General features: G+C 35.5%; 19 protein-coding genes. 15 read left to right on the top strand and 4 right to left on the bottom strand.

What is annotated here, in order from left to right; genetic code table 11:
• Nucleotides 1–184: 184 nt before the first annotated feature.
• On the bottom strand, nucleotides 185–538 hold the full coding sequence (locus AC25Y5_RS18605; protein ID WP_488141589.1) for a hypothetical protein: 354 nt from the start codon (nucleotides 536–538) through the stop codon (nucleotides 185–187).
• Between the two features lie 522 nt (nucleotides 539–1,060).
• Between AC25Y5_RS18605 and AC25Y5_RS18600 the strand changes: the two genes are divergently transcribed.
• The 10 genes from AC25Y5_RS18600 (at nucleotide 1,061) to AC25Y5_RS18555 (ending at nucleotide 9,253) form a co-directional block, all read left to right on the top strand.
• Nucleotides 1,061–1,315: a hypothetical protein gene (locus AC25Y5_RS18600; RefSeq protein WP_488141588.1), complete on the top strand. Its 255-nt coding sequence runs from the start codon at nucleotides 1,061–1,063 to the stop codon at nucleotides 1,313–1,315.
• Between the two features lie 416 nt (nucleotides 1,316–1,731).
• Entirely contained in the window at nucleotides 1,732–1,965 is a 234-nt protein-coding gene (locus AC25Y5_RS18595) for a permease (protein WP_488141587.1), read from the top strand.
• Nucleotides 1,966–2,133: 168 nt separating this feature from the next.
• Entirely contained in the window at nucleotides 2,134–2,706 is a 573-nt protein-coding gene (locus tag AC25Y5_RS18590; RefSeq protein WP_488141591.1) for a suppressor of fused domain protein, read from the top strand.
• A 112-nt stretch (nucleotides 2,707–2,818) separates the two neighbouring features.
• Nucleotides 2,819–3,115: a DNA-binding protein gene (locus tag AC25Y5_RS18585; protein WP_488141586.1), complete on the top strand. Its 297-nt coding sequence runs from the start codon at nucleotides 2,819–2,821 to the stop codon at nucleotides 3,113–3,115.
• Nucleotides 3,116–3,291: 176 nt separating this feature from the next.
• Entirely contained in the window at nucleotides 3,292–3,879 is a 588-nt protein-coding gene (locus tag AC25Y5_RS18580; protein WP_488141585.1) for a hypothetical protein, read from the top strand.
• A gap of 171 nt (nucleotides 3,880–4,050) precedes the next feature.
• Nucleotides 4,051–4,353, top strand: a complete 303-nt coding sequence (locus tag AC25Y5_RS18575; protein WP_482103101.1) for a DUF3784 domain-containing protein — start codon at nucleotides 4,051–4,053, stop codon at nucleotides 4,351–4,353.
• A 669-nt stretch (nucleotides 4,354–5,022) separates the two neighbouring features.
• Nucleotides 5,023–5,178: a DUF2691 family protein gene (locus AC25Y5_RS18570; RefSeq protein WP_488141584.1), complete on the top strand. Its 156-nt coding sequence runs from the start codon at nucleotides 5,023–5,025 to the stop codon at nucleotides 5,176–5,178.
• Nucleotides 5,179–5,308: 130 nt separating this feature from the next.
• Entirely contained in the window at nucleotides 5,309–6,361 is a 1,053-nt protein-coding gene (locus AC25Y5_RS18565; protein WP_488141583.1) for an STAS domain-containing protein, read from the top strand.
• A 461-nt stretch (nucleotides 6,362–6,822) separates the two neighbouring features.
• A complete protein-coding gene (locus AC25Y5_RS18560) occupies nucleotides 6,823–7,356 on the top strand; it encodes a GNAT family N-acetyltransferase (protein WP_488141582.1) in 534 nt (177 codons plus the stop codon).
• Nucleotides 7,357–8,206: 850 nt separating this feature from the next.
• Nucleotides 8,207–9,253 (top strand): DUF2332 domain-containing protein, encoded by a 1,047-nt coding sequence (locus tag AC25Y5_RS18555; protein WP_488141581.1) that lies wholly within the window; start codon nucleotides 8,207–8,209, stop codon nucleotides 9,251–9,253.
• 325 nt (nucleotides 9,254–9,578) lie between these two features.
• Here the strand turns inward: AC25Y5_RS18555 and AC25Y5_RS18550 are convergent, their stop codons facing one another.
• From AC25Y5_RS18550 to AC25Y5_RS18540, 3 genes are all read right to left on the bottom strand, one after another.
• Complete coding sequence (locus AC25Y5_RS18550) at nucleotides 9,579–9,713, bottom strand: hypothetical protein (RefSeq protein WP_488141580.1); 135 nt, start codon at nucleotides 9,711–9,713, stop codon at nucleotides 9,579–9,581.
• 291 nt (nucleotides 9,714–10,004) lie between these two features.
• Complete coding sequence (locus tag AC25Y5_RS18545) at nucleotides 10,005–10,130, bottom strand: RusA family crossover junction endodeoxyribonuclease (RefSeq protein ID WP_488141579.1); 126 nt, start codon at nucleotides 10,128–10,130, stop codon at nucleotides 10,005–10,007.
• Nucleotides 10,079–10,360 carry a hypothetical protein gene (locus AC25Y5_RS18540; RefSeq protein ID WP_488141592.1) on the bottom strand — a complete coding sequence of 94 codons (282 nt, stop codon included), beginning with the start codon at nucleotides 10,358–10,360 and terminating at the stop codon, nucleotides 10,079–10,081. The genes AC25Y5_RS18545 and AC25Y5_RS18540 overlap by 52 nt, the downstream gene beginning before the upstream one ends.
• Before the next feature lie 335 nt (nucleotides 10,361–10,695).
• Between AC25Y5_RS18540 and AC25Y5_RS18535 the strand changes: the two genes are divergently transcribed.
• The 5 genes from AC25Y5_RS18535 to AC25Y5_RS18515 all read left to right on the top strand — a co-directional run bounded on the left by AC25Y5_RS18535 (nucleotide 10,696) and on the right by AC25Y5_RS18515 (nucleotide 14,524).
• Nucleotides 10,696–11,178, top strand: a complete 483-nt coding sequence (locus AC25Y5_RS18535) for a nucleoside deaminase (RefSeq protein ID WP_488141578.1) — start codon at nucleotides 10,696–10,698, stop codon at nucleotides 11,176–11,178.
• Nucleotides 11,179–11,261: 83 nt separating this feature from the next.
• The gene (locus tag AC25Y5_RS18530; protein ID WP_488141577.1) at nucleotides 11,262–11,387 is read left to right on the top strand and encodes a hypothetical protein; all 126 of its coding nucleotides are present in this window, start codon (nucleotides 11,262–11,264) and stop codon (nucleotides 11,385–11,387) included.
• Nucleotides 11,388–13,239: 1,852 nt separating this feature from the next.
• Nucleotides 13,240–13,845, top strand: coding sequence for a M15 family metallopeptidase (locus tag AC25Y5_RS18525; protein WP_488141576.1), 606 nt, complete (start codon nucleotides 13,240–13,242; stop codon nucleotides 13,843–13,845).
• Nucleotides 13,846–14,234: 389 nt separating this feature from the next.
• Nucleotides 14,235–14,279 carry an excalibur calcium-binding domain-containing protein gene (locus AC25Y5_RS18520; RefSeq protein ID WP_488141590.1) on the top strand — a complete coding sequence of 15 codons (45 nt, stop codon included), beginning with the start codon at nucleotides 14,235–14,237 and terminating at the stop codon, nucleotides 14,277–14,279.
• Complete coding sequence (locus AC25Y5_RS18515; RefSeq protein ID WP_488141575.1) at nucleotides 14,261–14,524, top strand: DUF3006 domain-containing protein; 264 nt, start codon at nucleotides 14,261–14,263, stop codon at nucleotides 14,522–14,524. The genes AC25Y5_RS18520 and AC25Y5_RS18515 overlap by 19 nt, the downstream gene beginning before the upstream one ends.
• Nucleotides 14,525–15,112: the final 588 nt, after the last annotated feature.

Here is a 15,112-nt window from a genome sequence, read left to right as displayed (position 1 = left end):
AATTTTAAAGAAAAATATTGACATCCTATTAGCTGGTTTAGTTGAAGAATCGGCTGCCTTTACAGGGCAGCTTTTTCTAATCGAGTAATGGTTCTTCAACGGTAATATTAAAGCCTGCCTTTCCACAATCGAGCAAGATATTTAAGATGTTTAGACATTATAAATGTTAAGAGCGAAGTTAAAATTACTTTTTATATTCATATAGTGAAATTGAATCAGGACGAGCTTCAATCGCTACTTTTCGATGATCTTTCGTAAAAAAGCGCGTTGCTCCCATTTGCTCTTCCTCTAATTCAGACCACCCCTCTTCTTCTATAGCTTTTAAATATTCTTCGCCAATACCATCTGGTTCATGATCACCAGAATATAGATACTTTTGATAAGCTTCAACATTTGGATTGGTAGCCTCGCTCTTTACAGGCTTTGCCCCGATAGGTATTGGGAAGTCCTTAATAATTTCAGAGGATTCAAACCCTTTTTCCGCGCAACCGACTAATGTAAGTAATAAAAGAAGTAATATAGCAATTAAATTTCTCATATTAATTTCCTTTCTTCAAACAGTTTTTTAAAAACTATTTGGTACAAACAATTATAAAGAAAAAAATAGCATATGACAATTTATTTATTCAGAAAAATCAATAAACACGGTATATTATCCTAGCATGCTTATAAAATCAATTTACCTAGGAAAGAGGAGACAGAATGAAGCGTTTGTCAAAAGTAGTTCATTCAATAAATTTCCTGAAAAGGGGGCTCTTTTTCCTTCTTAAAACTAACTGGGCAGTTTAGTTAAAAAGTCATTGCTCAAAAATAGAAATATATGGTATAATTTGACATGAATCAATAGTCTGGAAGGTATAAGATGACAAGATCTTTAGGTGTTTCATTGATTAGTTATTTTTATATATTGCGGTGTCAGTGTTTTATCGTTATTTAACACAAAAAATCAAATTTACTTTAAAAATAGGCTCTGTTAGCGTATGTTGTTGATTTTCTATGTGTTTTAAAATTCGGTATAATTATATGGTTTCGTTAAAAGTTAACTAGGGAGAGGGCTATTATGGAAAAATTATATAGTTTGTTTTCGTTTGTATTTTTGTTTGCTTGTTTTTTAATGCCCTTTATGATGATAAATGCAATCAATTCTGGTACTTCTGGTGAATTTTTAATTTATTTAATGGTTCTGTTTCCGCTTTTAGGGATGATATCTGCCTTCATAGGTAAAAAAGGAGTCGTTAAGCTCATAGGAGTTATCCTGAATGGAGTGACCTTCTGTTTGGTTTTACTCATTGTTGTTATTCGTACAACATTTTAGGAATGGAGGAGGAGTTGTGAGTAAATCCTTTTCGATTCCGTTAATTGCATCATTTGGAACGATGATATTGCTATATATAATAGGCTTTATAGCTAATATAGATTTTCTGGTATTTAAAGTTTCACTCTCATATACTGAGATTTCTTTACTACCAATCGTTGTTGGGATATTAGTGGGGTTTATTAGTGAACGGATTATCAAATTGAAGTCTCAATAATAAGATTACTAAACTCTTATTGTGCTAACGGGTGCTTTAGTCAAACAACAGGGGCTTCTTAGGGAGCTCTTTTCTTGTTAAACTAACGGGCAGGTTAGTTGAAGAGTGTTGTTTAACTTGTGTTCAACAATCGGGCATTTTGTTTAATAAATGGATATCTTTAGTTTGAAAATCACACGTTGGTACAGGGGGGGATTGTATGTGGAGTTTTAACACTTTTAAAGACAAACGTTATTGGATTCTTTTGATTCCAGCTATAATTATCTTGGTCTTGTTCGCAGTTTTTACCCCTGATTATATTCTTGGAAATACATATATTTTACTATTTTCATTACTTATCTATGCGGCTTTATTTTGGTCGACATACCATCTCTGGAAGTATTTTGGTGATAAAAAGAAGAGGAATAATACGGATGACGATTGCGATTTGTAACTTGCTTGTTCAATAAGCGTCTCTGTTCTTATTAAACTAACGGGTGCTTTACTTGAAGAGCGTTTAGATGCTTAGACGGCTCTTTTCTTGTTCAACTAAAGGGGCAGGTTAGTGCAAGAAGCAGTAATGATATATTTAATGTCAAACAAAAGAATTGGGGGGATTTTAATGAGTGTATCAGAAGAGAATAAGGTTCTTGCTAGAACAGTACTTAATGCATTTGAAGGAAAGCCTAATGTTTCGAAATATGGGGATGATAACAATAAAAGTTCAGTAGATATTTTTTCTTGTGAAGACAAAAATATTGAAGGAATTTTATCTTACTCTACGCTTGGTCTATCCGAATTTTCTGTTGGATACGAGGAAAACAGGATACCTTTACGGGTTGAATTTGTGGGTGCAAGTAATTTTGATTGCTTTCCAAATATTTTAGCAACCTGTGCATTTAATATTATCAATTCTAAATTTGATTGTTCATTTGGAACTATCTTTAAAGACGTAGTTAAAATGTACCTCCCTAATAGTCCTATGAAGCATATTTTATTTCTATACCCTTTTCTTTGGGAGGATAAGTTGAAAACAATTAAATTTGAGAAGATGCAAGTCACTTGGTTAATGGCTATTCCAATATCGGAAGAAGAAAAGAATTATGTTGATAAAAACGGATTAAAGGATTTAGAAGAACTGTTTGATGAGAATCAAATCAATGTTTTTGATTTAGAACGGGTTTCAGTCATATAAATTTCTTCTTCAACTAAAGGCGCAGGTTAGTTAAAAAACAGAAGGAATATTGAATACATTTTTGGTGTTTAATCGTAGATAGAATGAACATTTATTTTAGGGGGAGAAAATAATGGATTGGTCTTTTATTTGGTTAGGTGTAGGAATTGCAGTCGCAGGATATTTTATTGGAGATGGACTAAAAAATTTTAAGAATCCAAATGCAAAAAATCTTATTGATTCTTTAAACGAAGAAGATGTACACGAAATGATTAAAGAAAATGATGTGCATTATTTTATGGGTATATCGAAAGAAGATACAAAATCTTTAATTCAAGAGCATACAGATATTCCACATATTATTATAAACAGTAAAGTGTACTACCCGAAGGCAAAATTGCGTAAATGGTTATTGAATGTTGGGGAGTGAACTTATGTTGTTCAACAAAGGGTGCATTAGTTGAACAACAGGAGATTGTCTGTTGGCGGTCTTTTTTATGTCGCAACAGGACCATACTGTTCACTTTAACTAACGAGGCAGGTTAGTTCAATAAGAATAATGTCTTATCACAAGGAAATACTACTTAAAATTAGGTAGGTGATTAGATGAAAAAAATATCAGTGAATTTTTTACTATTACTATTAAGTCTAACAACGGTGTTTTATGTGAATCGGGAAATTTCAACAAAAGCAAAGTTTGCAGAGACAAATGAAAACACAGTATTAGCGACATTATCTGCTAAAGTAACAACAACTTTTGAAGAACATGGTACACCAATTAGTAACTCTCGAATTATTGTAATAAATTCATTAGGTGAGATAATCGGAACAGAATTAACAAATTCTGATGGCGAAGCAAAAATACCTGTTTCAGTTCACAAGGCCCCTAGGTTTCTAATGAAAAAAATGGGGGAAGTTACTGTCATAGCAGTTGCAAATGGGTATAACGAGCATATTAACTTCAGTGTTCCAATAAATGAATTTAGCGATAATACAGGAAGTGTTTCAATTCCACTTTGGGAAATAAATCCTAACAGACGAAATGAACCCCAATTTATCCACGGAAGTTTTCATCGTTTAACTGTTTTTGAAATGCTTGATTATTATGCAAAAAGAATAGGGTTAAAGAGACAAAATATCAAAGAAGATTCTATATTATCAGCGCCTTGGGGACCTGAATTGAGTCCACAGTGAATAATGTTTCGAGCAGTTCCTTATTCAATTAACGGGTGCTTTACTTGAAGATCGTTGAGCAGACGGCTCTTTTTCTTGTTCAACTAAAGGGGCAGGTTAACACAAGAACCAAAATATACGAAACTTTAATTTTTTAAGACCGTATATCCCTGAGTAGGAGGTGCTTGGTGTATGTTTTTAGGTGGTTTTATTACTTGTCTATTTGTCAGTATTATTTGTCTCTTGTTTGGCTACTTAATTTGGAAGAAAAAAGAACTCTCATTTATCTCTGGATATAACGAAAAAACGTATAGTGGAGATAAAGACAAGTTAGCTTATGGAGTTGGACTATTGCTAATCGGAATCGGTGTCTTAACACTTTTGCTTCCGTTTGGTTTGGAGTTTATTGGTTCTATTATAGGCACATTATACGGAATCATTGTTGTCGTTAGCATAGTAGCGTGTGTTGTATATATAAAATCTATTAATAAATAAAAATGTAAGAATTTCTTTTGCAACAGAAGTATTTGTGAAGGATTTCACTTAAACTAACGGGTGCTTGTGCGGCCGAGCCTAGGTCGTATCATATAGCGGGTGGGATTCCCGTCGAGAAAGAACTAGCCATTCACTCGTAGCGAGTCTTGGAGGGCTACTGGTAACAGTAGCCTTTAAGCGTAGACAGTTAGGTGGCGGGCCGAAAGCTAAATGGTTGAAGGGATTGAGCTCCATAATGTTAGTAAATCGAGAGGGCTTTCTGCCTTACCTGCGGCAGAAAGCTACATTTTATCCTCCGTTAAAGGCAAGAAGGATAAAACCTCTCTGGAGTCAGAGACCTTGGCTCGTCACACATTGATATGATACGGCAACTCGGGAGACCCTACCGGTCTTTTCTTTTTTTTAGAAGAGTATGGTGTACAAGCGATAATAAGCAATGAAACCAAATGCCGTTGTAGGGAGTCGGATAGCAGCGTAGTACCAATGAAGTTGGGTAATGCCGATGGAGGAAAGGCTGCTACCAAGTTATCACCCTTACTAGGGACGCATTTACTACACGCAGAGGTAGGTATACTAAATGGAAACAAAACTATTAAGGATAGCAGAATTAGCAAAATCTGAGCGAAAGAGATCAGCTATATTATGTGAATGGTGACTAGGAAGAGCCGTGTGCGTAAATTTGTGGATTCATCGTATGTAACGATCTATTCAAAGGATAAATCCATTATTAGAAGTCTCCACAATCAAGCACTAGCTGCCAACTACGAAAATGTAGAATATATTACAGATGAAAATGATGAGCGTACAACATTAATAGCTATATGATTGTATTGGAGACTTTAGTTTTATTAAAACTTAATGTCCTTGTTGAACTATAGGAGCAGTTTAATTTAGTAAAAAGGATTTAACTTACAGTGCTTTAAGAAGTGCCTTTTTTGAATTAGGGGGGAAAGTGATGAATGAGGATGATTTCAGTATAAATACATTTGGTGATTTTATTGACAGTGAAATAATGGACATTGAAACATTTAACTTAATTTATAATTTCGTTGCATTGGATAATTTCCGACAGGGTGAGTACGAAGGTAATATGTATGTTATTAGAATGTATGTTTATAACGATGCATTTAGTAAGACACAGACCATATTTGTTCACTTAAGTAGGCAATCTTTAATTTTCGCATCAAATAGGTATATAATTAAGTTAAGTCAAAAAAAAGGTGGTAGAATTGTGAGTAATAGATTATTACCCATAAATATAACTGGCAGAGATGCTTTAAATAGTATTGGTGAAAATATTATTATTGCTGATATAGATTATAAAATTATCTGGTTAAATTCATATGCTAGAAAATCACTTAATTCAATAGCAACATTGTATGGTTTATCCAATTCAGATGACTTAATTGGCTTGAGCATGGATTTCTTTCATAAAGAACCTACACACCAGCGTCAAGTGATGTCTGGATTAAAAAATGGTCATAGAGCTAGGATCAATATTAAAAACAACTTTATTGCTGATATTGTAATAACACCAATAAAGAGCATACAGGACCAAAATCAGGAGATTGAGGGTTACATGGTAATGCTCATGGATGTTACTAGCCAAGCGGATGAATCAAGTAGAATGGAGGGAAAAGTCAGGGAATTATCTGCTCCAATACTGAAAGTTTGGGATAACACCATAGCTCTTACCCTTGTAGGGGAATTTGATGTGCTTCGGGGAGAAACAATAATACCAGTTGTATTAGAGGAATGTACCTCAAAAGGTATAGAATTTGTTATGATTAGTCTCAGTGGGATAAATAATTTTGATGATAGCGTGAGGCAAACGCTTCAAAAATTACACGATTGTATAAAATTAATAGGAGTACAATGTATTATAGTTGGTATTAAGCCTAACTTAGCAGTTAGAATTGGAGCTTTAAGTAATATAGCTACTTTTAGTGATGCCCATGAAGGTTTAAAATATATTATTAAGCTACAAGAAAACTGCTCTTTTAATTAAAAAGCGTCAATCATAAATGCACTTTTTTCTTTTAGAAATCTAATTAAATATAGTTGTTATAAACTACACAAAACACGATCCATTCAGTCATTGAATGGATCGTGTTATTTTTATTACCTTTTTACGAAAGGAGGAAGTCGCAAAGTGTTTTTAAAAACTAAAATTTGTGGAAATGAGCTACACATCTGCCCTGAAGTGGAGGTCCATGTGGCTAAACGCCTCAAGAATTAGTAGAGTTAAGATTTCTCGTTCTTGAAACTCCGAACAAAAGCTATTTTGAAAAACGGGAAAAGGAAAAGGAGAAGATACAGCGAGGTGACTTCAGAATCGTGTTAGATACGTCCACTGAAAATGATACAATAAAATTGTAACAACATCTTAAGGCAACTGGTAGGATTGTTGATGAGAGAATATGGAAGACACAGATAACTAAAAAAGTTAAATGGGTTAGGAGATTAAAATTGGACATAACAATTAGGCAGGAATTATCCGAGGATTATAAAATTACTGAAAAAGTTGTAAAAAGTGCATTTGCAAATATGGAGTTTAGTGATAAAAAAGAACATGCATTGGTGTCGCGTATCAGAAAATCCGATGCATTTATTCCAAAGTTATCTTTAGTGGCAGTTAGTAAAGAAATTGTTGGTCATATTCTCTTATCTAAAATAAAAATTATTAATGACAATCAATTTGAAGAGTCACTTGCCCTTGCTCTTGCTCCTGTTTCTGTCTTGCCAGGGTATCAAAATAAAGGTGTAGGGGGGCTGTTAATTACCGAAGCATTGAAAGAAGCTAAAGGGCTTGGATACAAGTCAGTTGTTGTCTTGGGGCATCCCGAATATTATCCGAGGTTTGGCTTCGAAAAAGCATCCTTATGGGGGATAAAAGCACCATTTGAAGTACCAGACGAAGCATTTATGGCAATAGATCTAAGTGGAAATGCACTCAATAATGTTTCAGGGGCTGTTGAATATCCAAGTGTGTTTTTTGAATAAGCGATTCAAATCTCAGTTTTTATCTAAGAAATGCGTTTCTACAACAAGTAGAGGCGCATTTTTACTAACTGGCAGGTGTGCGGCCGAGCCAAGGTCGTATCATATAGCGGGTGGGATTCCCGTCGAGAAAGAACTAGTCATTCACTCGTAGCGAGTCTTGGAGGGCTACTGGTAATATTAGCCTTTAAGCGTAGACAGTTAGGTGGCGGGCCAAAAGCCAAATGGTTGAAGGGATTGAGCTCCATAATGTTAGTAAATCGAGAGGGCGGATGCCTTACCTGCGGCAGAAAGCTACATTTTATCCTCCGTTAAAGGCAAGAAGGATAAAACCTCTCTGGAGTCAGTGACCTTGGCACGTTACACATTGATATGATACTGCAACTCGGGAGACCCTACCGGTCTTTTCTTTTTTTAGAAGAGTATGGTGTACAAGCGATAATAAGCAAGGAAACCAAATGCCGATGTAGGGAGTCGGATAGCAGCGTAGTACCAATGAAGTTGGGTTATGCTGATGGAGGAAAGGCTGCTACCAAGTTATCACCTTTACTAGGGACACATTTACTACACACAGAGGTAGGGATAATAAATGGAAACAAAACTAGTAAGGATAGCAGAATTAGCAAAATCTGAGCGAAAGAGATCAGCTATATTATGTGAATGGTGACTTGGAGGAGCCGTGTGCGTGAATAGCGCAAGCACGGTTCTGTGAGGGGGGAGGAACACAATCTACCGCAAGATAGAGAGGTTCCCTTCTACTCGACTAGTTGCGTAAGGATTTGCCGAAAGAAGGAAATAATAAGGTTATAGAAGAAATAACTAAAAAGATAAATCAATTTGCTGGAGGGATATTATGTTAGGTATGGATGTGTTATCTCAAAGATTTACGGATTTTGCTAAAAATGAGTGTAATGGCTCTAGTATGTTATATGAATACTTAGCATTAGAAATCGCAAAAGATGACGAGTTATTAGAGTTATGTAATAACGCTAGCAGTGGTCAACCAGTACCAAATTTACTTTTCGGTGCTGTACATAACCTTCTGCTTAAAGGAAAAGAACACAAGTTAAAAGAATTTTATCCTAGTCTAGCGATTAAACCTCAGCATTACAAAGAATCATTTGAATACTTCAAAGAATTTTGCCTAATTAATAAAAATGAAATCATCAATATCTTACAAACTAAACTTGTTCAGACGAATGAAGTACGAAGATGTGCTTACCTTTATCCAGTTTTTAGCTTTATTTACGAAAAGACTAAAAAGCCATTGGCACTCATTGAAATTGGAACCAGTGCGGGGTTGCAACTACTGTGGGATAAGTATTCATATACATACAACGCAAATGAAGTAGTTGGTAACATAGGTTCTACACTAAACATTACATCCGAATTAAAAAGTGATACAACTCCATTTTTACGATCAACTTCCCCACCAGTGACAACAAGAATTGGTATAGATTTAAATATTGTCGATTTAAACGATGAGGAAGAATATTTGTGGTTAAAGTCTTTAATTTGGACTGAACACAAAGATAGACTAATCATGTTTGAAAAAGCTGCTAATTATATTAAAGAATATCCCGTTCACTTAGTTAATGGAGATGGAGTTGCTTTATTGAGTGAGTTCGTTGATGATGTGCCATTTGGAAATACAGTTTGTATTTATCATACTCACGTAGCTAATCAAATGTCGATAGAGACAAGAAAATCATTATTAAATATAATAGAATCAATTGGAAAGAACAGGGATGTTTTTCATATCTATAATAATATTCAGGACAAATATTTACACCTTGATTATTATTTAAATGGTGTGGAATATAAACAAACGATTGCTGAAACAGATGGTCACGGAAGATGGTTTAAATGGTTACTTAAGGATGAAGTACAAGTAAAATAATTAGAGTTTATTGAGCTGAAAGCTGCCTTTACATGGCAGCTTTTTCTTATTGAGTAATGGAGTTAACTACTTCCGTGAACGGGGGTTATGTCTACTAAGGTGCATGTAGCATACAACCTTGCTGGTTTATTTTTATTCAATATAAGAAAGAACGATTTTTCGCTTCGGAGAAAAACCAAAAAAAAAGAGCCTTTGAGGGCTCTTTTTTATCTGCTCCATTCGTTGTCTCGCTCACGTCGGACCTCTTTTTTGTGAATCTTTTGAAATTCACTTGAATAATAATATTAATTGAAATCACAGAATCATGCTTTTTCTATACCGTTCCTTATTTCTTTTTCAATTTTTTTGCTTGTTTCAAGGCTGAAGAAAAAATACTTTTCGCCTTTTCCCTGTTTTTTTTATCTTTCAGCAGGTCGCTTGCTGTTGATATATTTTTTTTTGAATTGTCTTTAAGATTCAAGATCACGTCACCTCCACTTTTAGCTATAATTTTATTCCACTTATCGTTTTTTCATATTTAGGATGGACAGGACCTCTACCCCCATAATACTTCCAGCTTCTTCGCCTTATGGTCGTACTGTCTAGCATTGTCCCTTGTTTCTTCGCAATCAATGTGACAACTTGACTGTCATCTATGTACGCAATGCCGTTCAGCCATCCATAAACGTTTAAGCAAGATTGTCCGCATCTGGTTTACTAATATGTACCAGCCCGTCAATCGCTTGCTGCCATTTCACTTTCGAGAAAGATTTCAGCAGTTCCGATAAACCGTCACTCTCATTTCGATTGGTCCCGTAAATGGATTAACCGGCATGAATGGTTGCGCTACCTGTTGGACATATTGCTTATAGTTCCGCGATTTTGCCGAATCATACATCCGAACGAAATATGAATTTTACTGATAATGATGGAAGGTTTTCCTTCCATAAACAGCATTTCCAACCAGTAAACGTCCTCTATGCTTTGTAACTGCACTGTAAACGTTCCAAAAGTAATTTTAGAAACAATCACATCATGATAACTCCAATTAATGATTTTTCCCCAATCATCTGAACGTATTCCTGGTACATACGGAGTTCCTAGTCGTTTGGGAACCATACCCTCCATTCAATGAACAACCCTGTTTCAACAATTCCGTATATTGATTAAACTACATTCGAATGTGTTTGGACAGGGTATACCCAAAATGAACTTGAATTGCAAGCCAAGACTAATATTAAAAAAATATTATGAAACTCTTAATACCAAACTTATGGATACACGAACTTACTAAAGGTCTTCACAAGTTGAGAGAGATTTAAGTAAAATGGTATTAGGTGCTGCAGTAGTTCTTAAACTTGTTATAAAATTTGATTGACTTTTAAATAAATCAGCTCTCCGCAAACGGGTCATGTTTATGGAATAATGATGAAAAAATAAAAAAGGACGAGGAGGATACAATTATGATAAGTGATTCAGATTTGAAGCACCTGCGACGTTGTGTTGAATTAGCAAAAACTGCACTGGAGAAAGGTGACGAGCCATTTGGTTCAGTACTTGTCTCACCTAAAGGAGAGGTGCTTGCAGAAGACCATAACCACGTTGCGGGTGGTGACCATACTCAACATCCAGAATTTGCTTTGGCGCGATGGGCAGCCAGTAACATGACACCCGAAGAAAGAACAAAGGCGACAGTATATACCTCCGGCGAACATTGCCCTATGTGCGCTGCGGCCCACGGTTGGGTTGGTTTAGGTCGGATCGTTTATGCAAGTTCGTCTGAACAGTTGGTACAATGGTTGAATGAAATGGGGGTTACTCCATCGCGCGTTCGAAATCTTCCCATTCATGATGTTATTCGTGATACCACAATAGAGGGCCCTGTTCCTGAACTAGCGGAGCAAGTTCGTCAACTCCATCGTCAGTTTTACGCAAGGAGACGTTGAACATATCGGGCCCTGATGTTTAAAACTGTCATAGTGTCAGTTTCCCACTGCACTAAAGTAATAGGGAAGTGGGAGTTATCACGTTGGATAAGAGGAATGAATTCATCACGTTCGTATCTGAAAACGAAACGGCTAAAGAACTATGTTTGGAAGCGGAGCAGATTGGGAAATGGTTCCTAACAAAAACTGAAGTTTTCACCTTGGTATAATGCTATAGAAGTTACTTGGGGATAATTTAGATGGATAAAAAGTATTTGAAGGAATTATCAGAGCAGCAGTAGGAGCGGTAAAGGGGTTTCCAAATGCCGAAATCGCCGTGAAGGTTGCTGGGGCCGTCCACATAATCTTTTCCCGGGAAATCGCACATAGCGACAAGAAACGCGCGTGCTGTTAATTTTACTCGCACACTGAAAATACTAAACCTAACTTTCACAATTACTTTTTAAAAATGATTTGCTACTCCCACGAGTAGCTTTTTTATTTACATGATTTTAGTTCATAATCGGATATAATAAATTTTCGTGACTCCAAAAATAGAATACTCCTTTTAGAACGTTTGTTTCTTAAAGTTTATAAATCCGTTCGCGAAGTTACTAGTATATTAGTGAACGTTTGAAAAGTGATTTTATATATTTACGAACGAGATTCTTTAATGTATTTCATTTCAATAAACCGGTTCGTAAAGGCGTACTTTTACAAACTAATCATTCGCACATGGTCAAAAGAAAGGAATTAAAGTCAAAGGGGTAACTGGAAGATGTCGACTTCAGGGAACAAATGTCAAGGTAACAATACCTCTTGTTGGGCTTTTTTTCTGTTGATGGAAACTTATTGGTATTGTCATAGTCCGTAGTATGTAGTAAAATCATCAACGTGCAAAGAATTGCAAAAATTATTAGCATATTTATCCGAAAACTATAAAGTTATGTATTAGTAGAAGACATCAGAGAGTAGCAGAGGAGAGCTTTATTTTGGAAGTTTCGAAAAAAACAAAAAGACCTATTGTTTAGGCATCATACTTGCTGTTGTATTAGCTATTGTTATTTTTGTAATTTACGCTATTAACGATAGTAATAAAACAAAAGAAATGTGGGCATTCCGCGAGCATTTGGACAAGACATTCTTCCTTGTTCAGGAGGAAGTATACAGTTGCGTTTATTCTTCACCACCAGATAAAAAATTTAAATGCAATAAAGCTGACATTGAAAGCCAAATTAAAGATATCAAATTAACAATACCTGGTTTTGAACTAAAATATGATGATACCAAAAAACTTAAGAATAAAGTGATTTAAGGTACTACGATAATACAAAAAATATTAGAAGTAGATCCTGGAGCTACTGGTATTAATGATGATAACATTGTCGAAGTAACTAAGTGGGTATTTAACGGGAAAGAGCTACTGAATAAAAATAACGATGAAATAATTGAAATTCTTAATAAATATTATGAATAAAACACATTCAGCCGACTTGAATAGTCGGTTTTTTAAATTTTAAAAGCTATGTTCTAAAAATCGTTCCTATAATTATAACTTATAAGTTTATAATGGGAATAAATACTTATGAAATATTGCCTGCTCGGCCGATTGTGAAAAAAGAGAAAATAACAGTCCAACACAAAAACTGAGTATTGCGGAGAGAATGAGCCAGCTGTGCGGAGTTTTGAGCCACTGTTTGCGGACGTTAGAGCCAGTAAGTGGGGGGAAGAGAGCCAATGGCTGTTTATTTTATCTGAATCTTTTATTCTCTAATTGTTTGTCAATAACTTCAATGGCCCAGTCTCTTTTGAGTTACATCTTCTTCATCTTGAACCACATCTACAAAGTTATCGAGATCACTGTAGCAAAAGTGAATGGTGAATTCAAAACGTCATTCAAAGATGTAACAGGTAAAGTTTCATCAACGCCACTAACAACATTGACACCAGCGTTGATAAACCCTCTTTACCAGTATGGTAGTTTACCTTTTTGCGACTAAGTTAGTGCAATTTTTGTCCTTTTCATGTTAAATTAAACATAGATTTTATCGAAAATCGTTAAGAAGGAGTGGATAACAACTTGTGAAGAAACTACTGAAATTATTGCTGTTATTCCTCTTTGCATTTGTTGCCTATCAATCTTTATTATTAAAGGGAAATCCTGGTTCATCGGACCAGGTTGAATACGAAGTAAATGCAGAGACTCTACCAACTGAACTGCACCCCGTTGTAGCAGAGAAAGTGGGGATTTTATTAGAAAAAACAGCAGAAAGAGAGATTGCAATCCTAATCACAGATGATTATCGTTCGTTTGAGGAGCAAGACAAGCTTTATGATAAGGGCAGAAGAACTCCCGGAAAAGTGGTTACTCATTCGGAGGGAGGCGAATCCTATCACAACTTTGGCCTTGCAGTCGATTTTGCTCTTCAGCTTAAGAATGGTAATGTGATCTGGGATACTGAATATGATGGGAACGGAAATGGTCAATCAGACTGGTTTGAGGTTGCAGAAATTGCAAAGGAGCTGGGCTTTCAATGGGGAGGAGACTGGCACGGCTTTAAAGATTATCCTCATCTTCAGATGGATTTTGGCTTAACCATTAACAATCTGCAAGAAGGAAAACGTCCCAAAACACCCCAGCTAATAACAGAGGGCACTGAAAAACGTTCGGTTTTTAACGAATCTTAATAGTCATACCAAAAATAGACGACTTTTAAATTTTTTATGCTTAAAATAACGATTGCTGAATTGTACTTCCTCGAATTTCACAATTACCATGTTACGTTTCACCGTTTTTTTCTGTATTGTCGTAAAAATAGTCCCTCTTATTATTAGTCTGCAACAACCGCACTTGCCCTCGGTGGACATCATTTCCGGTCATCCTGTAAAATCTTTCTTCTATAGAGGTAGAGAAATTCCGAATGATTATTGATGGAACTCAAAATATAATGGTGGAGTTCAATTGAATTTTCGAATCCCTTATCTATCAAAGCTCCATTAATTTTAAAATCTGTACAAAATTAAAGACAGTACATCCTATCGGCGTCCCATAAGGTCATGCTGCATACCAGTCGAAAATGGATCGTGACAAGGATGGGTGGGCTTGCGAATTACAAAAGTAAAATACACACTTGATAGAACCGAAGATGGTCAGTATGTGTTCCTGGAATATCCTAACGAAGAAAATCAGTTACTCATTCCAAAGAATGAAGTCCCAGCCGAAGTTACGGAAGGTGACATCGTATTAATCAGCAACGAAGATTCAGTTTATGCAATAGTGATAATAGATGAAGAAACTGAAGACATGCGAGATAAAGTTAGCAGCTTGCTCGAAAAGTTGAATAAAAAAACGACCATCTCGATTTAGCGGATGGTCGTTTTTTTATAGCAAAGAATGGTGTTATCAATGCTCTGCACAACTTATTCATTAATATACTTCAACTAGATTGGACTCCGATTAGTTTCAGGTATGCTCGATTGTATTTTTGTTGTATATCGAAAATAATAAGACCAAAACATAAATTGGGTTGATGGCGAAGTTGCCGCTGATGAAGATTACGTCCAATGGTAAAGAAGAGTTTAGATGGATCATTGGATATGACTGGGATTCGTCATCTTGCTATTGAAAAGGTATTGGAATAGAAAAGGTTATATTTCTAATGATGAAAAAGGGTTGAGGTAGTGAACCTCGGTACCGTTGAAACAGAAATGAAAACTATTTTAAATAAAACTTGCATTTCATGAGATGAAATGATATATTTATAAAGTTGCTTTTGCGACACGATGAAAACAACGAAAATAGAAAGTGAAATTAGTTGTTGACACGAACCGGACGAAATGTTATGATATAAAAGTTGTCTCCAAAAAAACGGAAACTCCTAAAGGCGAAGGATGCAAGTTGATTCTTCTGACATGAACCTTGAAAACTGAACAGCAAAACATCAATGAGATATCG

It is taken from the genome of Sporosarcina sp. Y1011, from assembly GCF_057669885.1.
Note: the sequence above shows the minus strand (reverse complement) of the source record. Positions and strands in the feature narration are given on the sequence as shown.

Coding starts and splice junctions, on each gene's coding strand:
- AC25Y5_RS18605 (WP_488141589.1), bottom strand. CDS start 538: ATGAGAAATTTAATTGCTATATTACTTCTTTTATTACTTACATTAGTC.
- AC25Y5_RS18600 (WP_488141588.1), top strand. CDS start 1,061: ATGGAAAAATTATATAGTTTGTTTTCGTTTGTATTTTTGTTTGCTTGT.
- AC25Y5_RS18595 (WP_488141587.1), top strand. CDS start 1,732: ATGTGGAGTTTTAACACTTTTAAAGACAAACGTTATTGGATTCTTTTG.
- AC25Y5_RS18590 (WP_488141591.1), top strand. CDS start 2,134: ATGAGTGTATCAGAAGAGAATAAGGTTCTTGCTAGAACAGTACTTAAT.
- AC25Y5_RS18585 (WP_488141586.1), top strand. CDS start 2,819: ATGGATTGGTCTTTTATTTGGTTAGGTGTAGGAATTGCAGTCGCAGGA.
- AC25Y5_RS18580 (WP_488141585.1), top strand. CDS start 3,292: ATGAAAAAAATATCAGTGAATTTTTTACTATTACTATTAAGTCTAACA.
- AC25Y5_RS18575 (WP_482103101.1), top strand. CDS start 4,051: ATGTTTTTAGGTGGTTTTATTACTTGTCTATTTGTCAGTATTATTTGT.
- AC25Y5_RS18565 (WP_488141583.1), top strand. CDS start 5,309: ATGAATGAGGATGATTTCAGTATAAATACATTTGGTGATTTTATTGAC.
- AC25Y5_RS18555 (WP_488141581.1), top strand. CDS start 8,207: ATGTTAGGTATGGATGTGTTATCTCAAAGATTTACGGATTTTGCTAAA.
- AC25Y5_RS18545 (WP_488141579.1), bottom strand. CDS start 10,130: ATGTATGATTCGGCAAAATCGCGGAACTATAAGCAATATGTCCAACAG.
- AC25Y5_RS18540 (WP_488141592.1), bottom strand. CDS start 10,360: ATGGAGGGTATGGTTCCCAAACGACTAGGAACTCCGTATGTACCAGGA.
- AC25Y5_RS18535 (WP_488141578.1), top strand. CDS start 10,696: ATGATAAGTGATTCAGATTTGAAGCACCTGCGACGTTGTGTTGAATTA.